The sequence below is a fragment of the Roseovarius sp. SCSIO 43702 genome (genome assembly GCF_019599045.1).
Taxonomy (GTDB): domain Bacteria; phylum Pseudomonadota; class Alphaproteobacteria; order Rhodobacterales; family Rhodobacteraceae; genus Roseovarius.
On the sequence record NZ_CP080623.1, the window covers coordinates 3,155,481 to 3,177,200 of the forward strand.

General features: G+C 65.0%; 12 protein-coding genes. 1 reads left to right on the forward strand and 11 read right to left on the reverse strand.

The annotated features are described in order from the left end of the window. Position 1: 1 nt before the first annotated feature. The 10 genes from K1T73_RS15565 to K1T73_RS15610 all read right to left on the reverse strand — a co-directional run bounded on the left by K1T73_RS15565 (position 2) and on the right by K1T73_RS15610 (position 19,243). Positions 2-1,894, reverse strand: a complete 1,893-nt coding sequence (locus K1T73_RS15565) for an alpha/beta hydrolase (protein WP_259400303.1) — start codon at positions 1,892-1,894, stop codon at positions 2-4. Between the two features lie 181 nt (positions 1,895-2,075). After that, a complete protein-coding gene (locus K1T73_RS15570) occupies positions 2,076-2,960 on the reverse strand; it encodes an MBL fold metallo-hydrolase (protein ID WP_220601580.1) in 885 nt (294 codons plus the stop codon). Positions 2,961-2,985: 25 nt separating this feature from the next. Beyond that, positions 2,986-3,423, reverse strand: coding sequence for a DUF6691 family protein (locus K1T73_RS15575; RefSeq protein ID WP_220601581.1), 438 nt, complete (start codon positions 3,421-3,423; stop codon positions 2,986-2,988). A gap of 4 nt (positions 3,424-3,427) precedes the next feature. Next, entirely contained in the window at positions 3,428-3,862 is a 435-nt protein-coding gene (locus tag K1T73_RS15580; RefSeq protein ID WP_220601582.1) for a YeeE/YedE family protein, read from the reverse strand. Continuing rightward, a complete protein-coding gene (locus tag K1T73_RS15585) occupies positions 3,862-4,071 on the reverse strand; it encodes a DUF2892 domain-containing protein (protein ID WP_220601583.1) in 210 nt (69 codons plus the stop codon). Before K1T73_RS15585 ends, K1T73_RS15580 begins: the two co-directional genes overlap by 1 nt. 104 nt (positions 4,072-4,175) lie before the next feature. Then, on the reverse strand, positions 4,176-4,850 hold the full coding sequence (locus K1T73_RS15590; RefSeq protein WP_220601584.1) for a Crp/Fnr family transcriptional regulator: 675 nt from the start codon (positions 4,848-4,850) through the stop codon (positions 4,176-4,178). A gap of 252 nt (positions 4,851-5,102) precedes the next feature. Continuing rightward, positions 5,103-6,428: an HlyD family type I secretion periplasmic adaptor subunit gene (locus K1T73_RS15595; protein ID WP_220601585.1), complete on the reverse strand. Its 1,326-nt coding sequence runs from the start codon at positions 6,426-6,428 to the stop codon at positions 5,103-5,105. Positions 6,429-6,453: 25 nt separating this feature from the next. Further along, positions 6,454-8,400: a calcium-binding protein gene (locus K1T73_RS15600; RefSeq protein WP_220601586.1), complete on the reverse strand. Its 1,947-nt coding sequence runs from the start codon at positions 8,398-8,400 to the stop codon at positions 6,454-6,456. Beyond that, a complete protein-coding gene (locus K1T73_RS15605) occupies positions 8,397-10,175 on the reverse strand; it encodes a type I secretion system permease/ATPase (RefSeq protein WP_220601587.1) in 1,779 nt (592 codons plus the stop codon). Before K1T73_RS15605 ends, K1T73_RS15600 begins: the two co-directional genes overlap by 4 nt. A gap of 92 nt (positions 10,176-10,267) precedes the next feature. Next, a complete protein-coding gene (locus tag K1T73_RS15610) occupies positions 10,268-19,243 on the reverse strand; it encodes a peroxidase family protein (protein WP_220601588.1) in 8,976 nt (2,991 codons plus the stop codon). Between the two features lie 488 nt (positions 19,244-19,731). Here K1T73_RS15610 and K1T73_RS15615 point away from each other — a divergent pair, with 488 nt between their 5' ends. Further along, entirely contained in the window at positions 19,732-21,021 is a 1,290-nt protein-coding gene (locus tag K1T73_RS15615) for a sensor histidine kinase (protein ID WP_220601589.1), read from the forward strand. A 26-nt stretch (positions 21,022-21,047) separates the two neighbouring features. On the opposite strand, the gene K1T73_RS15620 is transcribed toward K1T73_RS15615, so the two are convergent. After that, a complete protein-coding gene (locus K1T73_RS15620) occupies positions 21,048-21,719 on the reverse strand; it encodes a response regulator transcription factor (RefSeq protein WP_220601590.1) in 672 nt (223 codons plus the stop codon). Between the last annotated feature and the right edge of the window lies 1 nt (position 21,720).

A 21,720-nucleotide genomic window follows, 5' to 3' on the forward strand; every position in this document is an offset into this window, starting at 1 on the left:
CTCAGCGCTGGAAAACATAGGTCCCCGGCGCGTCACCCAACACGCCCGCCGGGGTCTCGGCCCCACCCATCGGCGGCGGTGTTCCGGTTCCCTTCGACTGGGCGCGCAGCCATTTGACGAATTCGGGCCACCATGACCCCTCCTTCAGCTCCGTCTGCGCACGCCAGTCCTCGGGCGCCACGTAATTGGCCGCGTGGGGTGTCTCGGTGATCTGGTAGGTCCGGCCCGCATGGCCCGGCTCACTGACGATCCCCGCATTATGTCCGCCCGACGTCAGCACGAAGGTGATATCCGTGTCCGACAGCAGGTGCAGCTTGTAGACCGACTGCCACGGCGCCACGTGATCGCCGGTGGTCGAGACGCAGAACACGGGCGCGGAGATATCCGTGATCGCGACAGGCTTTCCGTCCACCTCGTATTGGCCCTGCGACAGCGCGTTGTCCAGATACAGACGGCGCAGGTATTCGCTGTGCATCCTGTAGGGCATCCGTGTCGCATCGGCGTTCCACGCCATCAGGTCGAACATCTCCTGCCGCTCGCCCATCAGGTAGTCATGCACGTAGCGCGACCAGATCAGGTCTTTCGAGCGCAGTAGCTGGAACGCACCCGCCATCTGCTTGGTATCGAGATAGCCCTGGTCCCACATCATGTGCTCCAGGAACGATACCTGGCTTTCCCCGGTGAAAAGCTGCAACTCGCCCGGATCCTCGAAATCGACCTGCGTCGCCAGCAGGGACATGGATTTCAGCCGGTCATCGTGATCGCGCGCCATCTGCGCCGCCTTGATCGAGAGGAGCGTGCCGCCAAGACAATAGCCCACCGCGTGAATGCCCGTGTCCGGCACGATGCCACCCACCACGTCCAGCGCCTCGCCCACCGCATCGAGATAGTCGTCCATGCCCAGATCGCGGTCGTCCGCATCGGGATTGCGCCAGGAAACCATGAATACGGTGAAGCCCTGCTCGACCAGGTAGCGCACCAGGGAATTGTGCGGTGACAGGTCGAGAATGTAGTATTTCATGATCCACGCCGGCACGATAAGGATCGGCTCGGACGTAACGGTCTCGGTCTGCGGCGCGTACTGGATCAGTTCCAGCAGATGCGAGCGGAAGACGACCTTGCCGGGCGTCATCGCCACGTCACGGCCCGGCAGGAAGTCCTCGGCGCCGACCGGCGGCTTCCCGGTAATCGCGCGATCCCAGTCCTCGGCCATGTTCTCCGCGCCGCGAACGAGGTTGGCCCCGCCCTCCTCGATCGTCCTCGCGATGACCTGCGGGTTGGTCCACAGCATGTTGGACGGGGACATCATGTCGAGGATCTGGCGCGTGGCAAAGGACACCGCCTGTTCGTCTCGGCGTGACAGGCCGTCCACGTCATTGGTCGCGTTGTACCACCATTGCTGCGTCAGCAGGAAATTCTGGTAGAACAGGTTGTAGGGCCATTTCTGCCATTCCGGGGCCTTGAACCGCTTGTCATGTTCCAGCGGCAGGATGCAGGGCTCCGCGTCCTGTCCCTGGGCCTGACGGCTGGCCGCGAGCGCGAGGCGCGCGGCCTTCTGCGCCGCCTTCTCGACAAGCTGCGCCTGTTTTCCCGGCGATCCGGCAAGGTGCACGCCCCAGTTGAAGAAAAGCGACGACAGGCCGAAAGGCGTCAGACCCATCGTGAACCGCGCCAGGTAGGCCTTGATCGCGTGATCCATGCTCCGCTTGGTGTAATTGTCCGGCGTGACCCGGTCACATCGCAGACCCAGCTCCGGCGCGATCCGGTCCTTGGAGGGGTTGGCGCCTCGGGTGTCGGCCGTCGACGCGCGGCGCTGGGCCGGCTTTTCGGCCACCGGGTGCATCGGTGTCACGTTGTCGGTCTTCGCTCCCGATTTCTTGCTGACTTTCGCCATACCTTTTCCTTTCGCCGTCAGGCTGCGAACCGGCGGGCCCACACGCCGGTCGAAGCCTCATGGCGTACATCTCACCATGAACAGGACGCGTCGTCATTATCCTCGATCAACATCATCCGCAGGCCGGTCGCCGCGGAACCCGCCTGAGAAGATCGCGGCGAGCGGAACCCGCGTCGATCGCTCAAAGGGTGTTGATCGGCACCTTGAGCATCGGTCTGCCGTCCTTGTCGGTCGGCACCTCGCCGGCGCGCATGTTCACCTGCAACGAGGGGATGATGAGCCGTGGCATGGCAAGCTGCGCGTCCCGCTCGGTCCGGAACCTGACGAATTCCTCTTTCGTCCGGCCACCGCCCACGTGGATGTTATGCGCCTTCTCCTCGCCCACGGTCGTTTCCCAGGCGATATCCCGGCCATTCGGCCCGTAATCGTGACACATGAAAAGCCGCATCTCGTCGGGCAGTGCCAGGACCTTCTGGATACTGTCATAGAGCGTGCCCGCATCGCCGCCGGGGAAGTCCGCCCGCGCCGAGCCCCCATCGGGCATGAAGAGCGTGTCGCCGACAAAGGCCGCGTCACCCATCACATGCACCATGCAGGCGGGCGTATGGCCCGGCGTATAGATCGCGAAGGCCGGCATGTTGCCCACCATGTAGGTGTCGCCGTCCTCGAAAAGCCGGTCGAATTGCGAACCGTCGCGCTGGAACTCCGTGCCTTCGTTGAAGATCTTGCCGAACGTGTCCTGCACGACCATGATCTTCGATCCGATGCCGATCTTGCCGCCCAGCTTCTGCTGGATGTAGGGCGCCGCGCTCAGGTGATCGGCGTGGACATGGGTCTCGATGATCCACTCCAGCTTCAGGCCCTGCGTCTCGACCTGGCGGATCAGTTCGTCGGCATGGTCATGCGTGATCCGGCCTGCCGCATAGTCGATGTCCATCACGCTGTCGACGATGGCGCAGGCGTCCGAGGAGGGATCCTTGACGATGTAGCTTATCGTGTTCGTCGCCTCGTCGAAGAAGGCCTGGACCTCGGGCTTGATCTCCATGTTGACGGGATAGGTGGTCATGGTCGTGTCTCCTTCGGTATCGGGATCAATTCGCGGCCGTGGCGCGGCGCGCCGTGACGGATTGGGCGAACCGGGCCAGGAATATACCTGCCACGAGCGCGGCGGTATAGGCAAAGACCTCCCACCGGCCAGTCCCGAGGGCCGGCAACGCCCCGCCCGGACAGAACCCCGCGATGCCCCAGCCGATGCCGAACACGGCAGAGCCACCGACGAGCTTCAGGTCGATCGCCCGTGACGTGGGCAGCTTGAAGCCACCGTCGAAAATCGGTGCCGCGCGGCCGAAGACGAGCCTGTAGCCGATGAAGGTCGTCACGAACGCACCGCCCATCACGAAGATGAGCGACGGATCCCAGCTTCCGGCGATATCGAAGAAATTCAGCACCTTGGCAGGGTTCGCCATGCCGGAAATCGAGATGCCCACCCCGAAGATCAGGCCGATCAGATAGGTTGCGATCAGTTTCATGGGGTCAACCTCCGAGAACGTGTCGAACGACGAAGACGGTGGCGAAGGCGCAGACCATGAAGGTGAGCGTCGCCACGATGGACCGTGGGCTGAGCCGGGCCATGCCGCACACGCCATGCCCCGAGGTGCAGCCCGACCCGTAGGTCACGCCGACCCCCACGATCAGCCCCCCGATGACAAGCGCGGCGGTCGAACCCGGAACCTCCACGGCGGGCATCTCGCCCGAGATCAGCCACACGAGGGCCGGCCCCGTGACCATCCCGGCCAGCAACGCCGCGCGCCAGGCGAAATCCTGCCCCGACGAAGGCTGAAACAGCCCCGCCAGAATGCCGGTCGCACCCAGGACGCGCCCGAGAAACAACATCAGCAGGCTTGCGGCCACTCCGATCAGGACACCGCCCGCAAGAGATGCCCACGGCGTGAAAACGGTCTCGATCATCAGCAATCCCCACAGGTCTTGAGGCCCGCGATACGGTAAAGCGGGCAAGTCCCGACCAGCGCCGTCAGGATGAACACGCCCGCGACGATCAGGGCGAGCCAGTAAAGGATGCCGGAGCCGAGCATTGTCGTTCCGAACGCCGCGACCAGCAGCGCAACCGCGATGACGAGCCGCAAGCCGCGGTCGATACTTCCCATGTTCCTGCTCATGTCTCTCTCCTCTCGAGAATCGGTGAACGATCCATCGCACGAGATTCCGTGAACCGTCTGTGACTTCGTCACCAAACATCGCGACGCCGCGCTCGGACCTTGTATCACCCTTGTCCACCCGAAGATTTCACCAGCCGCGCAAGTCCTTCCTTGCCCACGAGACGAACCTCGCCGCGCGATTGCTCGACCCATCCCCGCCGCTGGAATTCCGACAAGGTGCGCGACACGACCTCGCGCGCCGTTCCCAGTTCGGTGCCCAGCATCGCGTGCGTGGCGCGCACGACACCGTCCTCATCCGCGAGTTCCAGCAATCGCGAGGCAAGCCGCACGTCCATCCGCTGAAAGACGATGTCGTCGATCAGGGTAAAGAGATCGGTGATCCGGCGCGAATAGGCGGCAAAAACGAACTCCCGAAAGATCGGCGACTTCGCGACAAGCGCGTCGAACGTCTCCCGCGGGATCGCAACGGCGGTCACGTCCGTCTCCGCGGTCCCTTCCGCCGAATAATCCTCGTAAGCCAGCATGCTCGCCGTCGTCAGCACGCAGCTTTCGCCGGCATGGACGCGATAGAGAAAAACCTCGCGCCCGGTGTCGGAGTTCTGATGCACCTTGACCGTGCCATCGAGGAGCAACAGCAGCTTGTCCGCCGCGTGTCCGGGGGCGAAGATCTGGGTTCCGGCCGGGACCGAGATGATCTGGCTTCCCGCCTCGAGCTCTTCCCGGATGTCCTTCGGCAGACGGGCAAGCCCCGCGAACCTGTCGATCCATGGCTCATCCATATTCCGGCACTCCCGCATTCGATCCAACGAGCACACACGGCGCACCGCTCATCCGGTCGCGCCGCCCGTTCTCTCCGTTGATCAAAGCGATCTGGCCGGGAAATACCAGCCCCCCGCGGCGAGGGGCAGTTACCGTCATGTCGGTGATAGGAGTGTTTCGCCCGTGTTTCGCGGGCGATGTCTCGAACAACGCCTCGCGATTTAGGCCAACGGCGCATCGGATTTGCGGGTCGCGATGCGCCGTTGAGCGATCTATTCCTCGCGGAAGGCGCGCTCGAACTGGTCGATCAGCGGCCGTGCGAAATAGGCGGCGGCGGTCTGTTCCTGCGTCGCGAGGTAGATCTCGGCCGGCATCCCCGGCATCAGCGCCAGCCCGTTCAACCGTTCGAGCTCCTCCGGCGAGAACGCCACATGTCCGATATAGAACGCCTCCCCCGTGGTCGGGGAGACCGAGGTCGCGGGCGAGATATGCGAGATTCGCCCGATGATCTCCGGCGTGGTGCGGTGATTGAACGCCGAGAACCGGACGCGAGCCTCCTGGTCGAGATAGACCTGGTCGATCGACGTGGTCGGAAGCTGCACTTCGACGCGCAGATCAGCCGATGACGGCACGATGGTCGCGAGAACTTCGGCGGGCGTGATGACGCCGCCTTCCGTGAAGACGGTCAGCTCGTTGATACGGCCAGAGATGGGGGCGCGGATCTCGGTGCGCGAAAGGCGGTCCTGGACCGCCGCGATCCGGTCCGACAGCTCGAGGATGCGCGTCTCCACCACGGCGAGCTCGCGCTGCGCCTCGGTGCGCGCCACCTCGTCGACGGCCAGCACGCGCATCTCGATCTCGCTGATCCTCGAGCGGGACCGCGCGATATTGGCGTCAAGCTCACCCAGCTTGCCCCGGAACTGCACGAGCTCGCGCTTGGCCTCGTCGACGCGCGGCGTCTCGATCAGGCCCTTTTCAAGCAAGGTGAGAAGGCGGGCATGTGTTTCTTCCACCAGGCCCAGCTCGTCCATCAACGCCGAGCGCTGCGAGACGAGCGCCGCGATTTCCTCGTTGACCTGCGCGACCCCGAGACGGAGCTGCTCGCGCTGGTTGGCGCGGTTGGCGATGTTCCCGGCGTGAAGGCGCATCTCCCCGGCGATCAGCTCGCCGTGCTTCGGATCGGACGTCATCAGATGCGCGGGAAAGACGACCTCCTCGACCCCGTCGCGATCCGCGACGAGCCTCGCGCGCCTGACCTCGGCTTCGTCGAGCTGCGTCGACAGGATCGACAGTTCGGCACGGGACTGCGCATCGTCGAGGCGGAACATCATCTGCCCGGCCTCGACCGTATCACCCTCGCGCACCGTGATCTTGGCCACGATTCCCCCGTCGCGATGCTGCACCTGCTTGAGATTCTGATCGACCTTGACGGTGCCCATCGCGATGACCGCGCCGGTCAGGTTCGCGGTGAAGGCCCAGGCCCCCACGCCGCCGACGAGCCCCACGAAAAGGACGGCCCCGAGAATGATGCGGCCCCGAAGCCGGTCCACCGCCTTTCCGCGTTTCGGTGCGGTCTTTGCCGATGCTGGTCTGGACATGGTTACGGTCTCCCCTACTCGTTCCTTACGCCTGCTCGATCACGAAGACATGCTCGCCATCGACGAACACCTCGAGATCGATGGTCGTGTCGCGGTCGAAATCCACCTCGATGACGGTCCGGCGATAGGTGTCGGTCCAGTCATAGCGATACTCGAGCCTCGGCTCGTTCGCGCCGATATTCTCGGCGTAGTTCTCGAGATCGTCCTCGATCCGCTCCTCGAAGCTCTCCTGCGCCTTGCGGAGCTCGCGGTGACTGGATCCCGATCCGAAGGAGATCCTGTCATCGAAATCGAAGTCGGTGATACGGAAGATCGAATGGATCACGTCGACCGTATCGCCCTGCACGAAGTTGAACAGGTCCTCACCGCCGTTTCCGGTCAGCGTGCCCTCGCCCGAACCGGCCAGGAAGCGGTCATCGCCCGTGCTGCCGACGAGGTGCTCGAAGTTCTCGAAACTGTCCTCGCCAACGCTGTCGCCCGAGACCATCTGCGTGATGAGGTCGATATCCACGGCTTCGCTCGCGCCGGAGTAATCGAGACGATCTTCGCCCTCGCCGCCGTCGAAATGATCGGATTCGTGGTCATCGTCGGCCACGACCACGTCGTCACCCGCTCCGCCCTCGACCCTGTCCGAGCCCTCGCCGCCGGTCAGCACATCATTGCCCGCGCCGCCCGAGAGCATGTCGTCGCCCGCCTCGCCCGAGACGATATCGTCGCCCTCGTTACCCTCCAGCAGGTCGTCGCCCTCTCCCCCGAACACGACATCGTTCCCCGTGCCGCCCTCGACCGTGTCGTTCCCCGCGTCACCGTGGATCACGTCATCGCCCGCCTCGCCGTAGAGCCGGTCATGTCCCGCACCCCCAGAGATCCAGTCGTCACCGTCGCCGCCGGCGATCATGTCGTCGCCATTGCCGCCCGACAGGCTGTCATTTCCGTCGCCGCCCGTGATGTTGTCGTCGCCCTCTCCCCCGAAGATCCGGTCGCGCCCGCCCAGCCCGGCGAGGTTGTCATCTCCCTCGTGGCCGTAGATGGCATCCCGTCCGCGCGTGCCGACCAGCAGATCGGCAAATTCGGTGCCGTCGAAGAGGTTCTCGACGACCGTGAGGATCGCGGATTGCACCAGGCTGATTGCGCCATCGGTGATCGTGTATTCGATCAGCACCTCGCCCAGGAAATCCGTATCCGCGACATAGCGCCACCCCTCGCCGCGCTGCTCCAGTTCGCCCGAGGTCAACGTGTCGATCGTGATGGCCGGCTCGTCGCTCGCCATGTGTTCCGTCCGCGACAGGAAGTAGGCCATCGACATCGCGAGGACCGCACCGCTCCCGACATCGCCAAGCTGCACCGGCCCGGTATTGCGCGGCATCCGGTCACGCTCTTCCTCGGCGGTCTCGTCGTCGGTGTCCTCTTCCTCGTCCGAAACCGCCTCCATGTCGTCGCTGCCGCCCGAGCCCTGGACAGCGCTCGCGCCGCCTGCGGCCGAGAATGAGGGACGTGCGGGATCCTCGTAGAGCCCATCGAAGGTCGTGAAGGGCGGCATGAAAGCGTTGGCCGCGCCCTCTGCCCCGTGCGCCGTGAACGACACCGGGTCGACAAAGATGCTCTGGAACCGGCCCAGCACGACCGGAAGCCACGCGGGCGCGTCCGACCCCTCCGCCTCCGGCGCCTCATCGGCCGCCTGGTCGAACTCGTGCGGCTCGCTCTTGGTGCGGCTCGGCGTCAGGGAGCCGGTCTTCGGCGGCGACGGCGCCTCGTCCTCACCCGTCGGCGCGGGCTCCTCCTCCGCGGCGGTCAGCACCGTTCTGGGCTCCGCCCAGAGGAAGGATTTCAGGTAAAGCCCCAGGCCCAGAAGCCCCACGGCCCAGCCGCTGAAGAACTTCGTGCCGTCTCGCTCCAGTTCGCGGAGGCTTAGCGGGTCGGTCGGGTCCGATGTCGCGGAGTCGCCCGAGCGTATGCTCTTGATATCGATCATGCGCGGCTTTCCTTCTTCTCGACCTGGCGTGCAGGCCGGGCCGTCGCCGCATCGGGCTTGGCCTCGGGTTTCGGCGCCTGCGTGTTCGCCACGGGTTTCGGGTTGAGGATTTCCTCGCGCGGTCCATATGCCGTGAGCTTGCCCGACTGAACGACGCCGATCATGTCACAGGCCTGAAGCGCCGAGGGACGGTGCGCGATCAGGATCACGATGCCGCCCCGCGCCTTCACGCCCTCGATCGCACGCGTCAGCGCGGCCTCGCCCTCGGGGTCGAGATGCGCGTTCGGCTCGTCCAGGACCACGAGGAACGGATCGCCGTAAAGCGCGCGGGCAAGGCCAAGGCGCTGTCTCTGGCCGCCCGAAACGGCGGTGCCCATCGGGCCGAGATAGGTCTTGTAGCCCTCCGGCAGCCGCACGATCATCTCGTGCACCGAGGCCGCCTTGGCCGCCGCGATGATGCTTTCCGGATCGGGCGCATCCGCAAGCCGCGCGATGTTCTCGTCCACCGTCGCGTCAAGCAGCGCGACATCCTGCGGCATGTAGCCGACATAGGCGCCGAGCGCGTCGTCACTCCATTGCGACAAGTCCGCGCAATCGATCCGCACGGAGCCCCGCAGCGGCGGCCAGATGCCGGTGAGGGCGCGGGCGAGCGTCGTTTTGCCCCCGCCGCTCGGCCCGATGATGCCGACGGCCTGCCCGGCCTTCGCCTCGAAGCTCACATCGCTCAGCAGGACCTGCCCCGTCGCGGGGGCCGCGACCGTGACATTTTCCATCCGGATCGACGATTTCGGCCGCGGCAGTTCCATCGGCGTCGGCTTGTTGTCGAGCACGTCCACCGTGTTGCGCAGCCGGCGCCACGCGGTCCGCGCGGCTTCCATGTTCTTGGCATTTCCGATGGCAAGGTCGATGGGCGCCATGGCCCGCGCCGACGCGATGGTCGCCGCGATGATCGCACCCGCCGAAAGCTGGCCCATGATCGTGAGATAGGCCGCAAGCCCCAGGATCGAGGATTGCAGCAGCATCCGCAGCACACGTGACACCGCCCCGTAGGTGCCGGAGATGTCGCTCGTGTGGGTCTGCAACTCGAGATGCCGCTCGTTCGCGGCGGCAAAGCGCGACACCGCCCGCGAGGCAAAGCCCATGGCCTTGAGCACCTCGGCGTTGCGGGCGTTCGAATCCGCGATCGCGTTGCGTTCTATGGTGGCCGCCACGGTCGAACTGCTCCAGCCGCGCGTGCGCAATTCCGTGACGATGGCGAGCGACGCGAGGACGAAGGCCCCCGCGATGGTCAGTGCCCCGAGCATCGGGTGCAGGAAATAGACGAAGGCGAGAAAGACGGGCATCCATGGCAGATCGAAGATCGCGATGGGCCCCTGCGAGCCGAAGAAGCCGCGCAGCGTGTCCACGTCGCGACCCCGCTCCAGCGCTTCGGAGGTGGAGTATCCGAGCCTCGGCATGTCCACCACCAGCTGGTGCGCCACGGGCGCGAGCCGCCGGTCGAGCCGCGCCCCCACCCGGACCAGGACCTGCGAGCGGATGATGTCGAAGACCCCCTGGAACATGTAGAGCCCGATCGCCAGGACCGAGATCGCGGCCAGCGTCGGGATACTGCCGCTCACAAGCGCGCGGTCATAGATCTGGAGCATGTAGAACGCCCCGGTGAGCGCCAGTATGTTGATGACGCCCGAAAGGAGCAGCAGGAACACCGCCAGCCCCTTCACGCTGCCCAGGATCTTCGCGGCGGCGTTCCCCGGCTTCTTGTCACGTTTCCCCATCTCTTCCTCCTGCATCTCAATCGTCTACGAGAACCGAACCGGTCGGTCCGGGCGGGGGAAATCCCGCCCGGACGGATGTCGCGTGAGCGACCTCACATCTGGAAATCGTCCTGGGTCAGGTCGTGATGACCCCGGATCGAGATGCTGAAGTCCGGTGCATCGCCGCCGTCGATGTTGCCCTGGACGACGGTCACATCGCCGTCGGCCCCGCTTTCGTGGCTGACGAGAAGCTGACCGGCCCCGGTGAAGGCGCCCGACACCAGCGTGAAGCTGCCGTTGCCGGCCATCCCCGCGCCGTCGGCGTCGATTGCCGAGAGGTCGATCTTGTCGCCCGGCTCGAAGGACTTGATGGTGTCGCCATCGGCATCCTCCGCCGAGAGGAACTTGTAGGTATCGTTCCCCCCGCCGCCATCCATCTCGTTGATGGCACGGCCGGCCGTGATCATGTCGTCACCGGCACCGCCGATGAAGTTCTCGACACTCCACAGGACATCGTTGCCCGTTTCGGTGCTCGAGGCGTGGCCCCGATCTCCCGGTCCGCTGCCCAGGTCGACTGTGACGTCCTCGATGATCCGCGACATGTCGAGCGTGTCGGTCCCCGTTCCGCCCGAGACATCGTCGCCGTAGTAGACGTCGTCGCCATCGCCCGAGGTCGCGGCGAAGAGATCGTCTCCGGCCCCGCCGACCACGAAGTCGTTGCCGGCCCCGCCCTCGATGAAGTCGTCGCCGCCCTCACCGAAGAGCCGGTCGTTGCCGCCGTCGCCGAAGACCATGTCACGTCCGCCGCCGGCAAGGACATTGTCGTCACCGTCACCGGCGAAGATCATGTCACGGCCGCCCATCGCCAGGATCGCGTCGCCTTCCGCATCTCCGAAGAGCACGTCGGCACCCGCCGTCCCGATGGTGGGACCATCCGCCGCCATCGGAGGCATCACGTTCCCGTCGTCGTCGTCATCGTCGTCGTCACCGGCCTGATCATCATCACCGGCGCCATCGTCGTCGTCACCGGCCTGATCATCATCACCGGCGCCATCGTCGTCGCCTCCGGCCTGGTCATCGTCACCAGCGCCATCGTCGTCGCCTGCATCGTCTCCGGCATCATCCTCGTCCGCCACTTCATCGGTCGCATCGAAGATGTTCTTGTCGAGATCCGTGAGGCTCGTGGTCCGGCTGACGATATCGGCGAAGGTCGTGTCCTCTCCGATCGCTTCGTAGAAGTCGAAGTTTTCGAACCGATCGAGATAGTAGAACCGGTCGCCCTCCTGGAGACGGTCGAGCTGCTCGTGAAGCACGACCCAGAAGGTCTGCCCGACCATGCCGCCATTGACCTTCTGTTCGACAAGACCACCAGTCCAGAGATCGACCCGGTCGATGCCCTTGACGATCATCGCGTCGCCCGTGCCCGGCTCGAGCGTGATATCCGGATTGGCCGCCTCGAAGGCCGCGATGTCCTCCGGTGTCTCGAGGACGAGATCGGAATAGGCCGCCTTGAGCTGTGCCATCACCTCGTCGCTGACGCCGTTGCGTGCCTGGAAGTCATCCCAGCTCGTGTAGGGCGACATGTCTCCGGCAAGGCCCACGGCCTCGGCGACATATTGATCGGTCGACGCGGCGAGCTGCGCCCGCACCTGGTTCATCGTGCCAAGCCCGACATCCCAGCCCCGCGCCACGTTGAACGCGAAGAGATCGGCGTTGATGCGGACAAGGTCGGACCGGATCGCATCGACGATCTTGAGATCGACCTCCTCGGCCGGTTGCGTCGCCGTGCCCCCGATGACGGGTGCGACACCATGCTGCGCGTAACCCGGTGCCGGGACGTAGCCGTCCGGCAGCGGCCCCGTGAACACGTCCGGATCGTTGGACGGGTTGAGGAAGGCATCGAAGAGCGGCACGTCAATCGGTGTGCCGTCAGGCCCCTCCAGCCGCACCGTTTGGCTGACCAGCGAATGACCGAAGCGATAGGCCGCCGCGCCGAACTCGTGGCTGATCCGCGCATCCACGTCGGGGTTGTATCCGCCCCAGCCGTGATTGTCGGTGCTGCCGTCGGGATTGCGCAGCCCGCCGAGAAGCTTGTCGGCGAACTCCTGGAAGACCACCCGCTGATAGTCGCTCTCGTTGAGCATCTTCGCGGCCTGGAATACCTCCTCGTCGGTGCCTTCGAACCCCTGTTGGAGCAGATTCTCGACGTGGAAGTTGTGGTTCCGCGCCCAGATCGTGTGGACCGAGGTCAGCGCGAAGTTCTCGTTCGCACGGCCATCGCCCGCAATCCGGTGATCCAGCAGGTTGATGAAGGGATTGGTGTCGAGCAGAAGCGGCTGACCCGATCCCAGGAAGTCCGAGGCAAGCGCCGCCACCATGGCGCCGTCGATCTCGCCCGTGACGTCATCGACCAGTCCCGGCATCATGTCCGCGAGCGTCGCGGCACCGCCGGGCAGCCCGGCATCCTCGAAGACGGTCTCCGCCTCCCAGTGATGCTCGATCAGGTCGCGCAGCGTCGGCAGGAGCTTGAATGCCGGGTCCGACGGATCGGCCTCTCCCGACAGAAGGCGCATGCCGACCCCCTGTGCCCCGTCGCTCTCGCGCAGGAACTGACCGACCAGTTCATGGCTGCCATAGGCCTGGTTCTGATCGACGAAGGGCGAGGTCATGTTCACATGCTGCGGCACGCCCTCGTCGTCGATATAGGCCACCTCCGCCCGCGACAGGTCGGCGGGATTGTCCGTGCCGATCCCGCGCTCCGCACCCGGCCCGCCGATCTCGACGGTGCCGAAGGCGCTATTCTTCGGGATGAAGTCGAGCCCGTGGTCGAAATACTGAGCGAAGGCCGTGAAGAGCTGGCTCGCGTTCAGCGCGTTCGGCGCGACACTGTCGTCCTGGTCACCCAGGAGGTTCGACAAAGCGCGCGGATCGAGACCGTCGAAGATCGGGTTGATCGCCCGGTTCCCGTTGCCGTCCGGCTCGCCATAGCGCGCCTCGGTCAGCCGGATAAACGTCTCGCCCGCGGTTCCGTAAAGCGGGTTGGCTTCGTTGTTATCCTCCCCGCTGAGGGTCCGCACGCCGGCCGCTTCCTCGGTGTCGTCGTCACCCTCGAAGGCGGGACGCCCCTGAACGAGGTTCTTCAGCCCCGCCAGATCGCTGTCACTGAGCGTGAAGCCACTGTTGGGCACATCGTCGTCGCCACCCACGACCTCGCCGATCGTTGGTATTCCACCCGACCCGTCGAAGGTCACGCTGGCGCCGCCACGGCTGACCGTGACCATGCCGTTCGCGTCCTCGCTGACCGTGGGATCGCCCAGGCCCGGAAGCTCGATGACGTCCTGCGGCCGCAGGTTGCCGACGATCGTGTCGTTCCCGCCCTCGCCGCGGAACACGATCCGGTGCGCCGAGTCCAGGGCCGAGATGTCGACCGTGTCGTCGCCGGACGTGCCGTTTATCGTGATCGTGTTGAGGTTGAGGCTCGTGGTCGAGAAATCACCGAAGACCTGGATGGTATCGCCGCCTGCCGTTCCGTTGGCCGGCGGGGTCGCATCCGTGCCGTTGATGATGATCTCCTCGATATTGTCGAGCTCGGCGATGATCCGGTTGTTGGCCACGCCGTTGCGCGTGATCACGATCTCGGTCGCGGCGGCCAGCCCGGTCAGGCCGGCGGCAAGCGCCGCGTCGCGGGTATAGATGCGGAAGGTCTCCGCACTCGCGTTCCCCGTGACCTCCACGGTGTCCACGTCCGCGCCGCCATCCACGATGTCACGTCCACCCGCACCAGTGGTGAAGTTCATGAGGATGGTGTCGTTGCCTGCGCCGCCGTTGATCACGTCATCGCCGCTCCGGCCGTCGATGATATCGGCGCCGCCATTGCCGTTGATGACGTCATCGCCCTGGACGATCGTGACCGGACCGATGAAGGGAAAGATGATCACCTGCTCGCTGTGGCCGGTCGCGATATCATCGCCCTCCGTGCCGACGAAATCGGGATCGAGGGCCGAGCCGGTCCAGACGTCTCCCACCTCGCTGGTCGGGGCCGAGACCACGGTCTCGAGCGCACCCAGCCCATCGGTGAAGCTTGCGGACACACGAAGCGTGCTGCCCACCTGTGCCTCGCCCGGCGTGAGGCTCGTGCCGGTCGCGCCCGGAATGTCGACCCAGTTCGTGCCGTCGAACGACTGCCACTGAACCGAGATCGGACCGGCGATGCCGTTGGCGTCCGCGATCGCCGAAAGATCCACGGTAAGAGGCTGGCCCTCGGTCGGTGTCGGATCGCTGATCGCGGGTGCACCGGTGGCGGGCTGCTGCACACCCGGTACCGGCGGCTCCGGCGGTGTGGGCGGCTGAATGTTGTCAACCGAGACGTCCCCATCGCGGAAGCGCAGTGTCTCCATGTTGTGCACCGTGTCGGTGCCGTCATTGACCACCACGTCCTCGTTGGTGCCGAACCCGGTATGCGCAACCCTGACGCTGCCGTTACCAAGCTCGGTGATCGTGTATTGGTCGAAATCGTCGTTGAAGACGGCCACGTCCACGTCACCCGCCTGTCCGCCGTCGAGGATCTCGCGCACGATGTTCATCTGCGCGGGCACGATCGTGCGCTCGACCAGAAGCTCGAAGAGGCTCTTGCCCACCCAGCTCGGATCGGCCGCGTCGTCGGCGGAGAAGACGTGCTTGAGCGTCGTTACCGTGGCAATCTCGTTCGCCGCGGTATTCTCGTCCGTGGGATCGCCCGTAATACGGATCCGCACGTTGAGCCAGCGGTCGCCGTCGATGATGTCGTCACCGCCGTTGCCGGTGATGACGTCCGATCCACCGCCGCCGAGAAGGATGTTGCCCTCTTCCCAGAACTCCTGGCCCGCGACGATCGAGACCAGGTCGGAAAGACCGTCGATCCGGTCGATACCCTCCTGGTTCAGGCCGTCGTTGAAGAACACGCCCTCGTTGCCGCCGACCGTGTCGCCCTGGATCTCGTCGCCGAGAGCCGGCGCCACGCGGTTATCGCCGATCAGCGTATCGTTCATGTCCCAGCCGGAAAGCGCCTCGACCTTGTCGAACCGGTTGCGCAGGATGTCCTGCTCGTCGGTCGTAAAGATCTTGATGCGCATGTCGGCATAGGCATCGTTCGCCATGCCCTGGAAGGTCGACCAGTCGAAGCCGAACATCCCCTCGTTGCGCATGACGCTGGCGCCCTGCACCATGATGTCGTCGCCCGATTCCGCATCGAAATCATGCTCGTCGGACCCTGCGAACATCACGTCATGACCAAGGATCTTGCTGTTGAAGAACAGCTCCGAGTTGTCGCCGGCGGTGGTGTCGAACCCACCCTGCGCCTCGATCCAGTCGTCGCCCTCGTTGCCGAGCAGGAAGTCGGCGCCATCGCCGCCGAGGATGAAGTCGTCACCCTCGCCACCGAAGACTTCGGAGGCATCGACCCCGAGCGAGATGGCGTCCTTGCCTTCGCCACCCATGAGGACGTCGGCGCCGTTCGCGCTCATCATCACGTCGTCGCCTTCCTCGCCCTTGAGGAAGTCGCCCTCGTCGCCCGCGTCGATGATGATGTCGTTGCCGCCACCGGCGTTGACCAGGTCCACGCCGAAGCCCGACTCGATGTAGTCGTCGCCGGCATCGCCCCAGATCCCGTCATCGCCGTCACTGGTGATGATCGTGTCGTTGCCGCTCGTGCCGCCGACGGAGACGTGCTCGCCGCCCGTCACGCGGATGTAGTTCGTCTCGACCGCTGCGGTGGTCGGATCGTCACGCACGACCTTGCCCATGCCCATCGCCTCGAGCACCGGGTCGTTGCCGACCGGATCGGGATCGAACTGATTGGCCTGGTCGACCTCGAGCGCGAAGTCGTAGGCCGCGAAGGGGTCGGCGCCGATATGGTGCCGCACCACGTCATCGGACGTGCCGCGAATGCCGTCGGGTCCGGGATCGGCAAGGTTCGTGTTGGCCAGGATCATCTTCGAGAAGGAGTTCTCTTCCAGCTCGTTGAGGAAGTTCTGCCCCTGCGTCCGCGTGAGATAGTAGAAGCGGTCGCCGTCCTGAAGCGCCTCCATCTGTGCCTCGAACACCGCCGTGAAGGTCGATCCCAGCATCCCGCCGAAGGGCATGATCCGCTCCGACAGGCCGCCGACCCAGAGGTCGATCGAGTTCAGGCCGCTCGATTCCGGCGTCCAGCCGTTCCGGCCCATCAGGAAGTCGAGCCGCTCGTTCTCGGACACCGCGCCGCCGCCGAACACGAGGTCCATCGCGGCTTCGCGCCGACCCTCCAGCGTCGTGGCCGCCTCGATCGTCGCATGTGTGCCATAGGCGGCGATCAGGTTGACGATCGTCATAGGCGTCTTGAGGTTCGCGGCAAGATCCGCCCAGCTTTCATAGGGTTTGAGCCAGGGCGAGTTCGTCTGCTGATAGAGCTCGGCGCGCGCTTCGTTGAAGGTCGGCATGCCCGTGTCCCGGCCCCGCGCGATGTTGATCGCGGCAAGGTCGAGCGGCAGGCCCAGAAGGTTGCTGCGCAGCGAGGAGACCACGAATTCGTCCATCGCGCTGCCGCGTTCCGTGGTCATGCCACGGATCACCGCCGCCGCTGCCTCGTCCGCACTCATCGCGCCGTCATTGTCGAAGGCCACCGGGTTCAGGAACGCGGCGATAAGCCCCATGTCGTCGGTGCTCACATCGCCCGTCGCCTCGTCGACCATGACACGCGGCATGTTGTCGGTCAGCATCGAGTGCCCGAAGCGATAGACCACGTTGGCAAACTCGGCAAAGATCGCCGGGTTGATATCCGTCACCGCGTTGAACACGAACGGGTCGATGTTGGGATGGATCTTGCGCCCGAACTCCTCAAAGACGAGGTGCTGATACTGCATCTCGGTCGCAAACCGGGCCCCCTGGAACAGGCGTTCGCCATCCCAGGTCAGCGTCGAGGGATCGGTCGGAACCGCATCGCCCGGCGCGAGATCGACCAGCAGCCATTCGTTGATGAAGTCGATATCGCCCGATTCCAGGATCGTCTTCTTCTGAAGCTCGATCTGCCGGTTATGCTCCGAGTGGAACACGTGGTGCACCGAGGTCAGGCCGATATTCTCGTTCCCGCGCCCGTCGCCGGTGATGAAATGCCGGTCCAGAAGCTCGTTGTCATAGGTGCCGCTCGCCTGCGGGTCGCCGGCGCTCGAGATGTCGGTGTCGGAATCGGCCGTCTTGAGCATGCCGGTCTGACCGTCGAACGGATTCGCGTTGTGAGCGATGTCATCGAGGAACGCGTGTCCGATCCGCACCGCGCCCGCGTCGAACGTGTTGACCGGCGTGGCAAGGTTGCCCTCGACCACCACATCATCGGCGGTGTTCGGGATGCCGTCCGGCCCGAGCCCCACCACGATCTGCGGCAGGCCGTTGGGTCCGCGCACGAATTCGCCATAGTCATCGGTTCGCAGCAGCGGAATGTTCAGCACGTCGCCATCGGTAAGCTCGATGCCCAGCATGTCGCGCGCTTGCGCCTTCACGTCGGCCCAGGTGGCCAGACCGCCATTCGGGCTGTCCAGCAGTCTGCCGGTCGAGACCGGGTTGCCGCTCGCGTCGAACTCGTATTCGCGCAGGAACACCTGGTGGGACGCGTGCGAAGTGTAGGTCTGGTTCTGATCGACGAAGGGCGTGGTCGTGTTCTGGCCCTCGTGCTGCGTATCGTCCGCCGTGCCCATGATACCGTCGGCACCGGGCCCGTCGACCGAGGTCGAGCGCGTGACCGCCATGAAGCGCAGGTGGTTCGGCAGGTCGTCCGCCGTGCCCGCGATGCCATCGGCGCCCAGGACAATCGGATCATCCGCCTCGAGCGGGATGTAGATCGTGCCGTTGTTGCCCTTCGTGATCAGGTCGAGACCGTGATCGAAGAACTGGCCGAAGAAGGTCATCCAACCGTTGAACGGCGCCGAGATACCGTCATCCGGCGCGATGTTCGGCAGCGCGGCCATGTCCACATTGTCGATCTCGATCTTGTTGCCGTTCGACACCGACAGGGCGACATTGTCCACGAGGACCTGCCCACCGCCGGTCTGCTGCACCTCGATGCGCAGCGTCTGGCCGTCGAGGCCGGCCGCGATCGGTCCGGAATTGAGCGTCACGTCCGCCCATTGCCCGTCCACCGGCTCCGGCAGCGCCGCGGTCGCGATGACCGTGGTCGCACCGAGCCCGTCAACCGCCACCAGCCGCGCGGTTCCGCCCGTCCAGGCCTGGTCGGTCCGGTCGCCCACGCTCAGGCTCAGCTCGTAGCTCGCGCCGGCGGTCAGCGGTCCGTTCTCCTGCGAAAGCGTCGCGCCCCCGACGAGCCAGGTCACGTTCGGTCCCAGGTGTCCCGCGGATGCCGAAATGCTGTCGATCGGCGCGAAAAGGCCGCCCAAGCCGCCCGTGATCGTCCAATCCGAGGGTGCGGTCGTCGTGTAATTTCCAAGCGGATTGGTAATGACACCGGGCGTTCCCGAGGTCAGCGGATCGCTCTCGAAGCTCGCATTCGCCACCATCACGTCGGCCGGCCCCTCACCGGGACGGATCGGAATCGCATCCTCGCCATAGCGCTCGTGGAACGCGGCAATGGCGGCATCGTTGGCGAACCACGCCTCGACGGCCGCCGGGTTGGCGACGCTCTGATCCACCACCAGGTTCGAGATGATCCGCGGGTCCGCATCGGCCACGTTGCCGGAATGCCCGCCATTGGTGCCCGAGGGCGTGCCGACGACGCTGTAATCGGTGTTCGTCACCACCGGGCCGCCCGGCGCTCCAAGCGGCATGACGTCGCCATCCGCGTCATCGCGGAAATTCGGGGTGAGCATCCGGGGCATCGCCTCGTCCGCCGCACCCCAGGTCTCGCGACCGGGAAGAAGGTTGTTGAGACTGCCATCCACCGTCCGAAGGCCGTAGGGCACGAGGGGGCTCGACAGCGCGGGTACCGCGCCCGGCGTGCCTTCGGGCACGACATTGCCATCGGCGTCGACATAGACCTCGGTCAGAGGTGTTCCAGCGGCATGCGCTTCGCTGATCTTGACCTGACGAAGAAAGAACTCGAGGTCCGCGACATTAAGTTTGACAGCCATGACAATACTCCCCATGTGCCTGGCATGTTCACCACGCAGGCGTTTTTTTGATTAAAATTCAACTAGCTGGTCCCTGCCCCCCCAACGACACTCGCGGCTGTGCGAATGCCGGACTAGGCAAAGGTTTCCCATCTGACCGAACAAGTTTCTCACCCTGAGCGAAAACCCGCTACGGGCAGAGGTCTTGCCTCGAGTCGATCCGAAGGTCCGACCATTCTTCCGACCAAGGTCCGTATGAATATTGGGACCAAGGACTAGGATGGCGTCGCCGGCCCCCGCCGTTAACCTCTGTTAATTTTTTGTTAACACGACGATTTTCGGCCAGTTCAAGGAAAGAGCGCGATTTTGACCCCGAAAAAACAGATTCAACTTATAGAATAATCTCGATTTCAGCTCAGCACATGGCTACGCCCATCTCACCGACCGCGAAAACCCAGAGAGAATCACCCGATTCGGGGCCGAGACGCGGCGTCCGGCACCCGGCCCTCGTGGCTGCGGCGCTCACCTGTCTTCTCACGCTCATCATGCTCGGCCTCGGCGTATTCATCATCCACGAATACCGCACGCTCCAGATGCATTCCTTCGCACGGATCGGAGGCGTGCATATCGACAGCCTCCTGGCGCCCATCGCGGTCGAGCACTTCGATGAATATGGCAAGGAGACCGCCGAAGCCGCGCGGCAGTTCCGGGAACTCGCCCGCGCGCATCCCGAGCTCGTGCTGCGGATCTGGCGGCTCGACGGCACGCTGGCCCTTTCCACGCTCGAAGGAAACGGCGAGACGCATGACCCGGAGGAACTGAACGTCGCGCTGACAGGGAACTCCATCACCAGCCTCGAGACCGCCGGCCCGGTCGAGACGGGCTTTCCGCTCGCGCCGCCGTTCTTCGAGGTCTACGGGCCGATCCGCGAGCCCGGCACGGACCGGATCGTCGCCGTGGGCGAGATATACCAGGATGCCTCCGAGATGCTGAGCGACCGCGCCTTCGTCGAGCGTACCGTTTGGGCGGCCACGGGCATCGCCTTCCTGGGAATGCTGGGGATGCTCGGCCTCGCGTTCAGACAGAACCACGAGCTTGGCGGCAGGTTGAGGGCCGAGGCCCGCATGACCGCCCTCAACGACCGTTTGCGCCGCGAGGCCGAGCAGGCAAGGCAGGCCGCCGCGCAGGCCAACGAGCAGGTTCTCAACCTCGTCGGTGCCGAACTGCATGACGGCCCGGTTCAGCTTCTGGCGCTCATGTCGCTCATGCAGGACGACAACGGCCGCGACGGCTCTGCCGGGCCATTGCCCGATGGCACGACGCTGCGCGGGCTCACCGATCAGGCGGCCCACGACCTGCGCGCCATGGCGGTGGGCCTGATCCTGCCCGAGCTCGAGGATGTCGACCCGGCAGGCGTCGTCACCCTGGCGGTGGAGCGGCACCGCGAACTCACCGGCACCGATGTCGATCTCGAGATGACCGGGCTTCCCGCCGACATGGACATGCCGCGCAGGATCTGCCTCTACCGGGTGATCCAGGAGGGGTTGGGCAACGCCTTCCGCCATGGCGCGGAGACCACGCCCCACGTCAGACTGGACGTCGAGGGAGACGCCCTTCGCATAATGATCGAAAGCGGCTCATCGCGCGACACCGAGGACGAGACCGCTTGGGACGGCCGGGTCTGGCATCTCGGGCTGCAAGCCATGCGCCGCCGGCTCGATGCCTTCGGCGGCGCGCATGAACTCGATCTTTCCGACGACAAGACTGTCCTTCGGGTCACGCTCCCGCTGGAAACCTGACCCGTCTCGCGACGCGGTGGAACGCCCTAGTTGAGCGGCCCCGTCCGCGCCGTCATCGACCCGCCATGCGCCAGCTTCTGCGCCGCAAGCACGACTTCGACGCGATTGCGCACGTTGAGCTTCTGGATGAGGACGGTCATGTAATGCTTGACCGTCTTCTCCGTCAGCGACAGCGCCAGCGCGATTTCGCGGTTCGTGGCCCCCTTCATCAGCAGGCGCAACACATCTTCCTCGCGCTTGCTGAACGACACGCGCGGCGTCCGGCGCTCGCTGGCCTGCTTTCTCAGGCCCGCGACCACACCCGCGGCCACATCGGGCGACATGTAGGTCTCGCCCCGCTGCACCTGCCGGATCGCGTCGACCAGGTCGTCGAGCGTGGTGCCCTTGAGCACGTAACCCACTGCCCCCGCCTCGAGCGCCGCGATGGCCGTGTCCACGTTGGTGGACGCGGTGAAGGCCATCACGCTCGTGCCCGAATACTCGTTCGCGATGGTCGCGATCGCTTCGAGAACGCGGCCGGGCATGGACAGATCGGTGATGATGACGTCGGGTTTTACCGTCTTCGCGATCTCCACCAGGTCCTGCGCCGTCTTTCCCACTGCAACGACGGAAAATTCGTCGTTCGATGCAAAAAGTTGGGAAATGCCGGACAACATCACCGGGTGGTCATCGGCAAAAGCCAAATTGCAAGTCTGCATG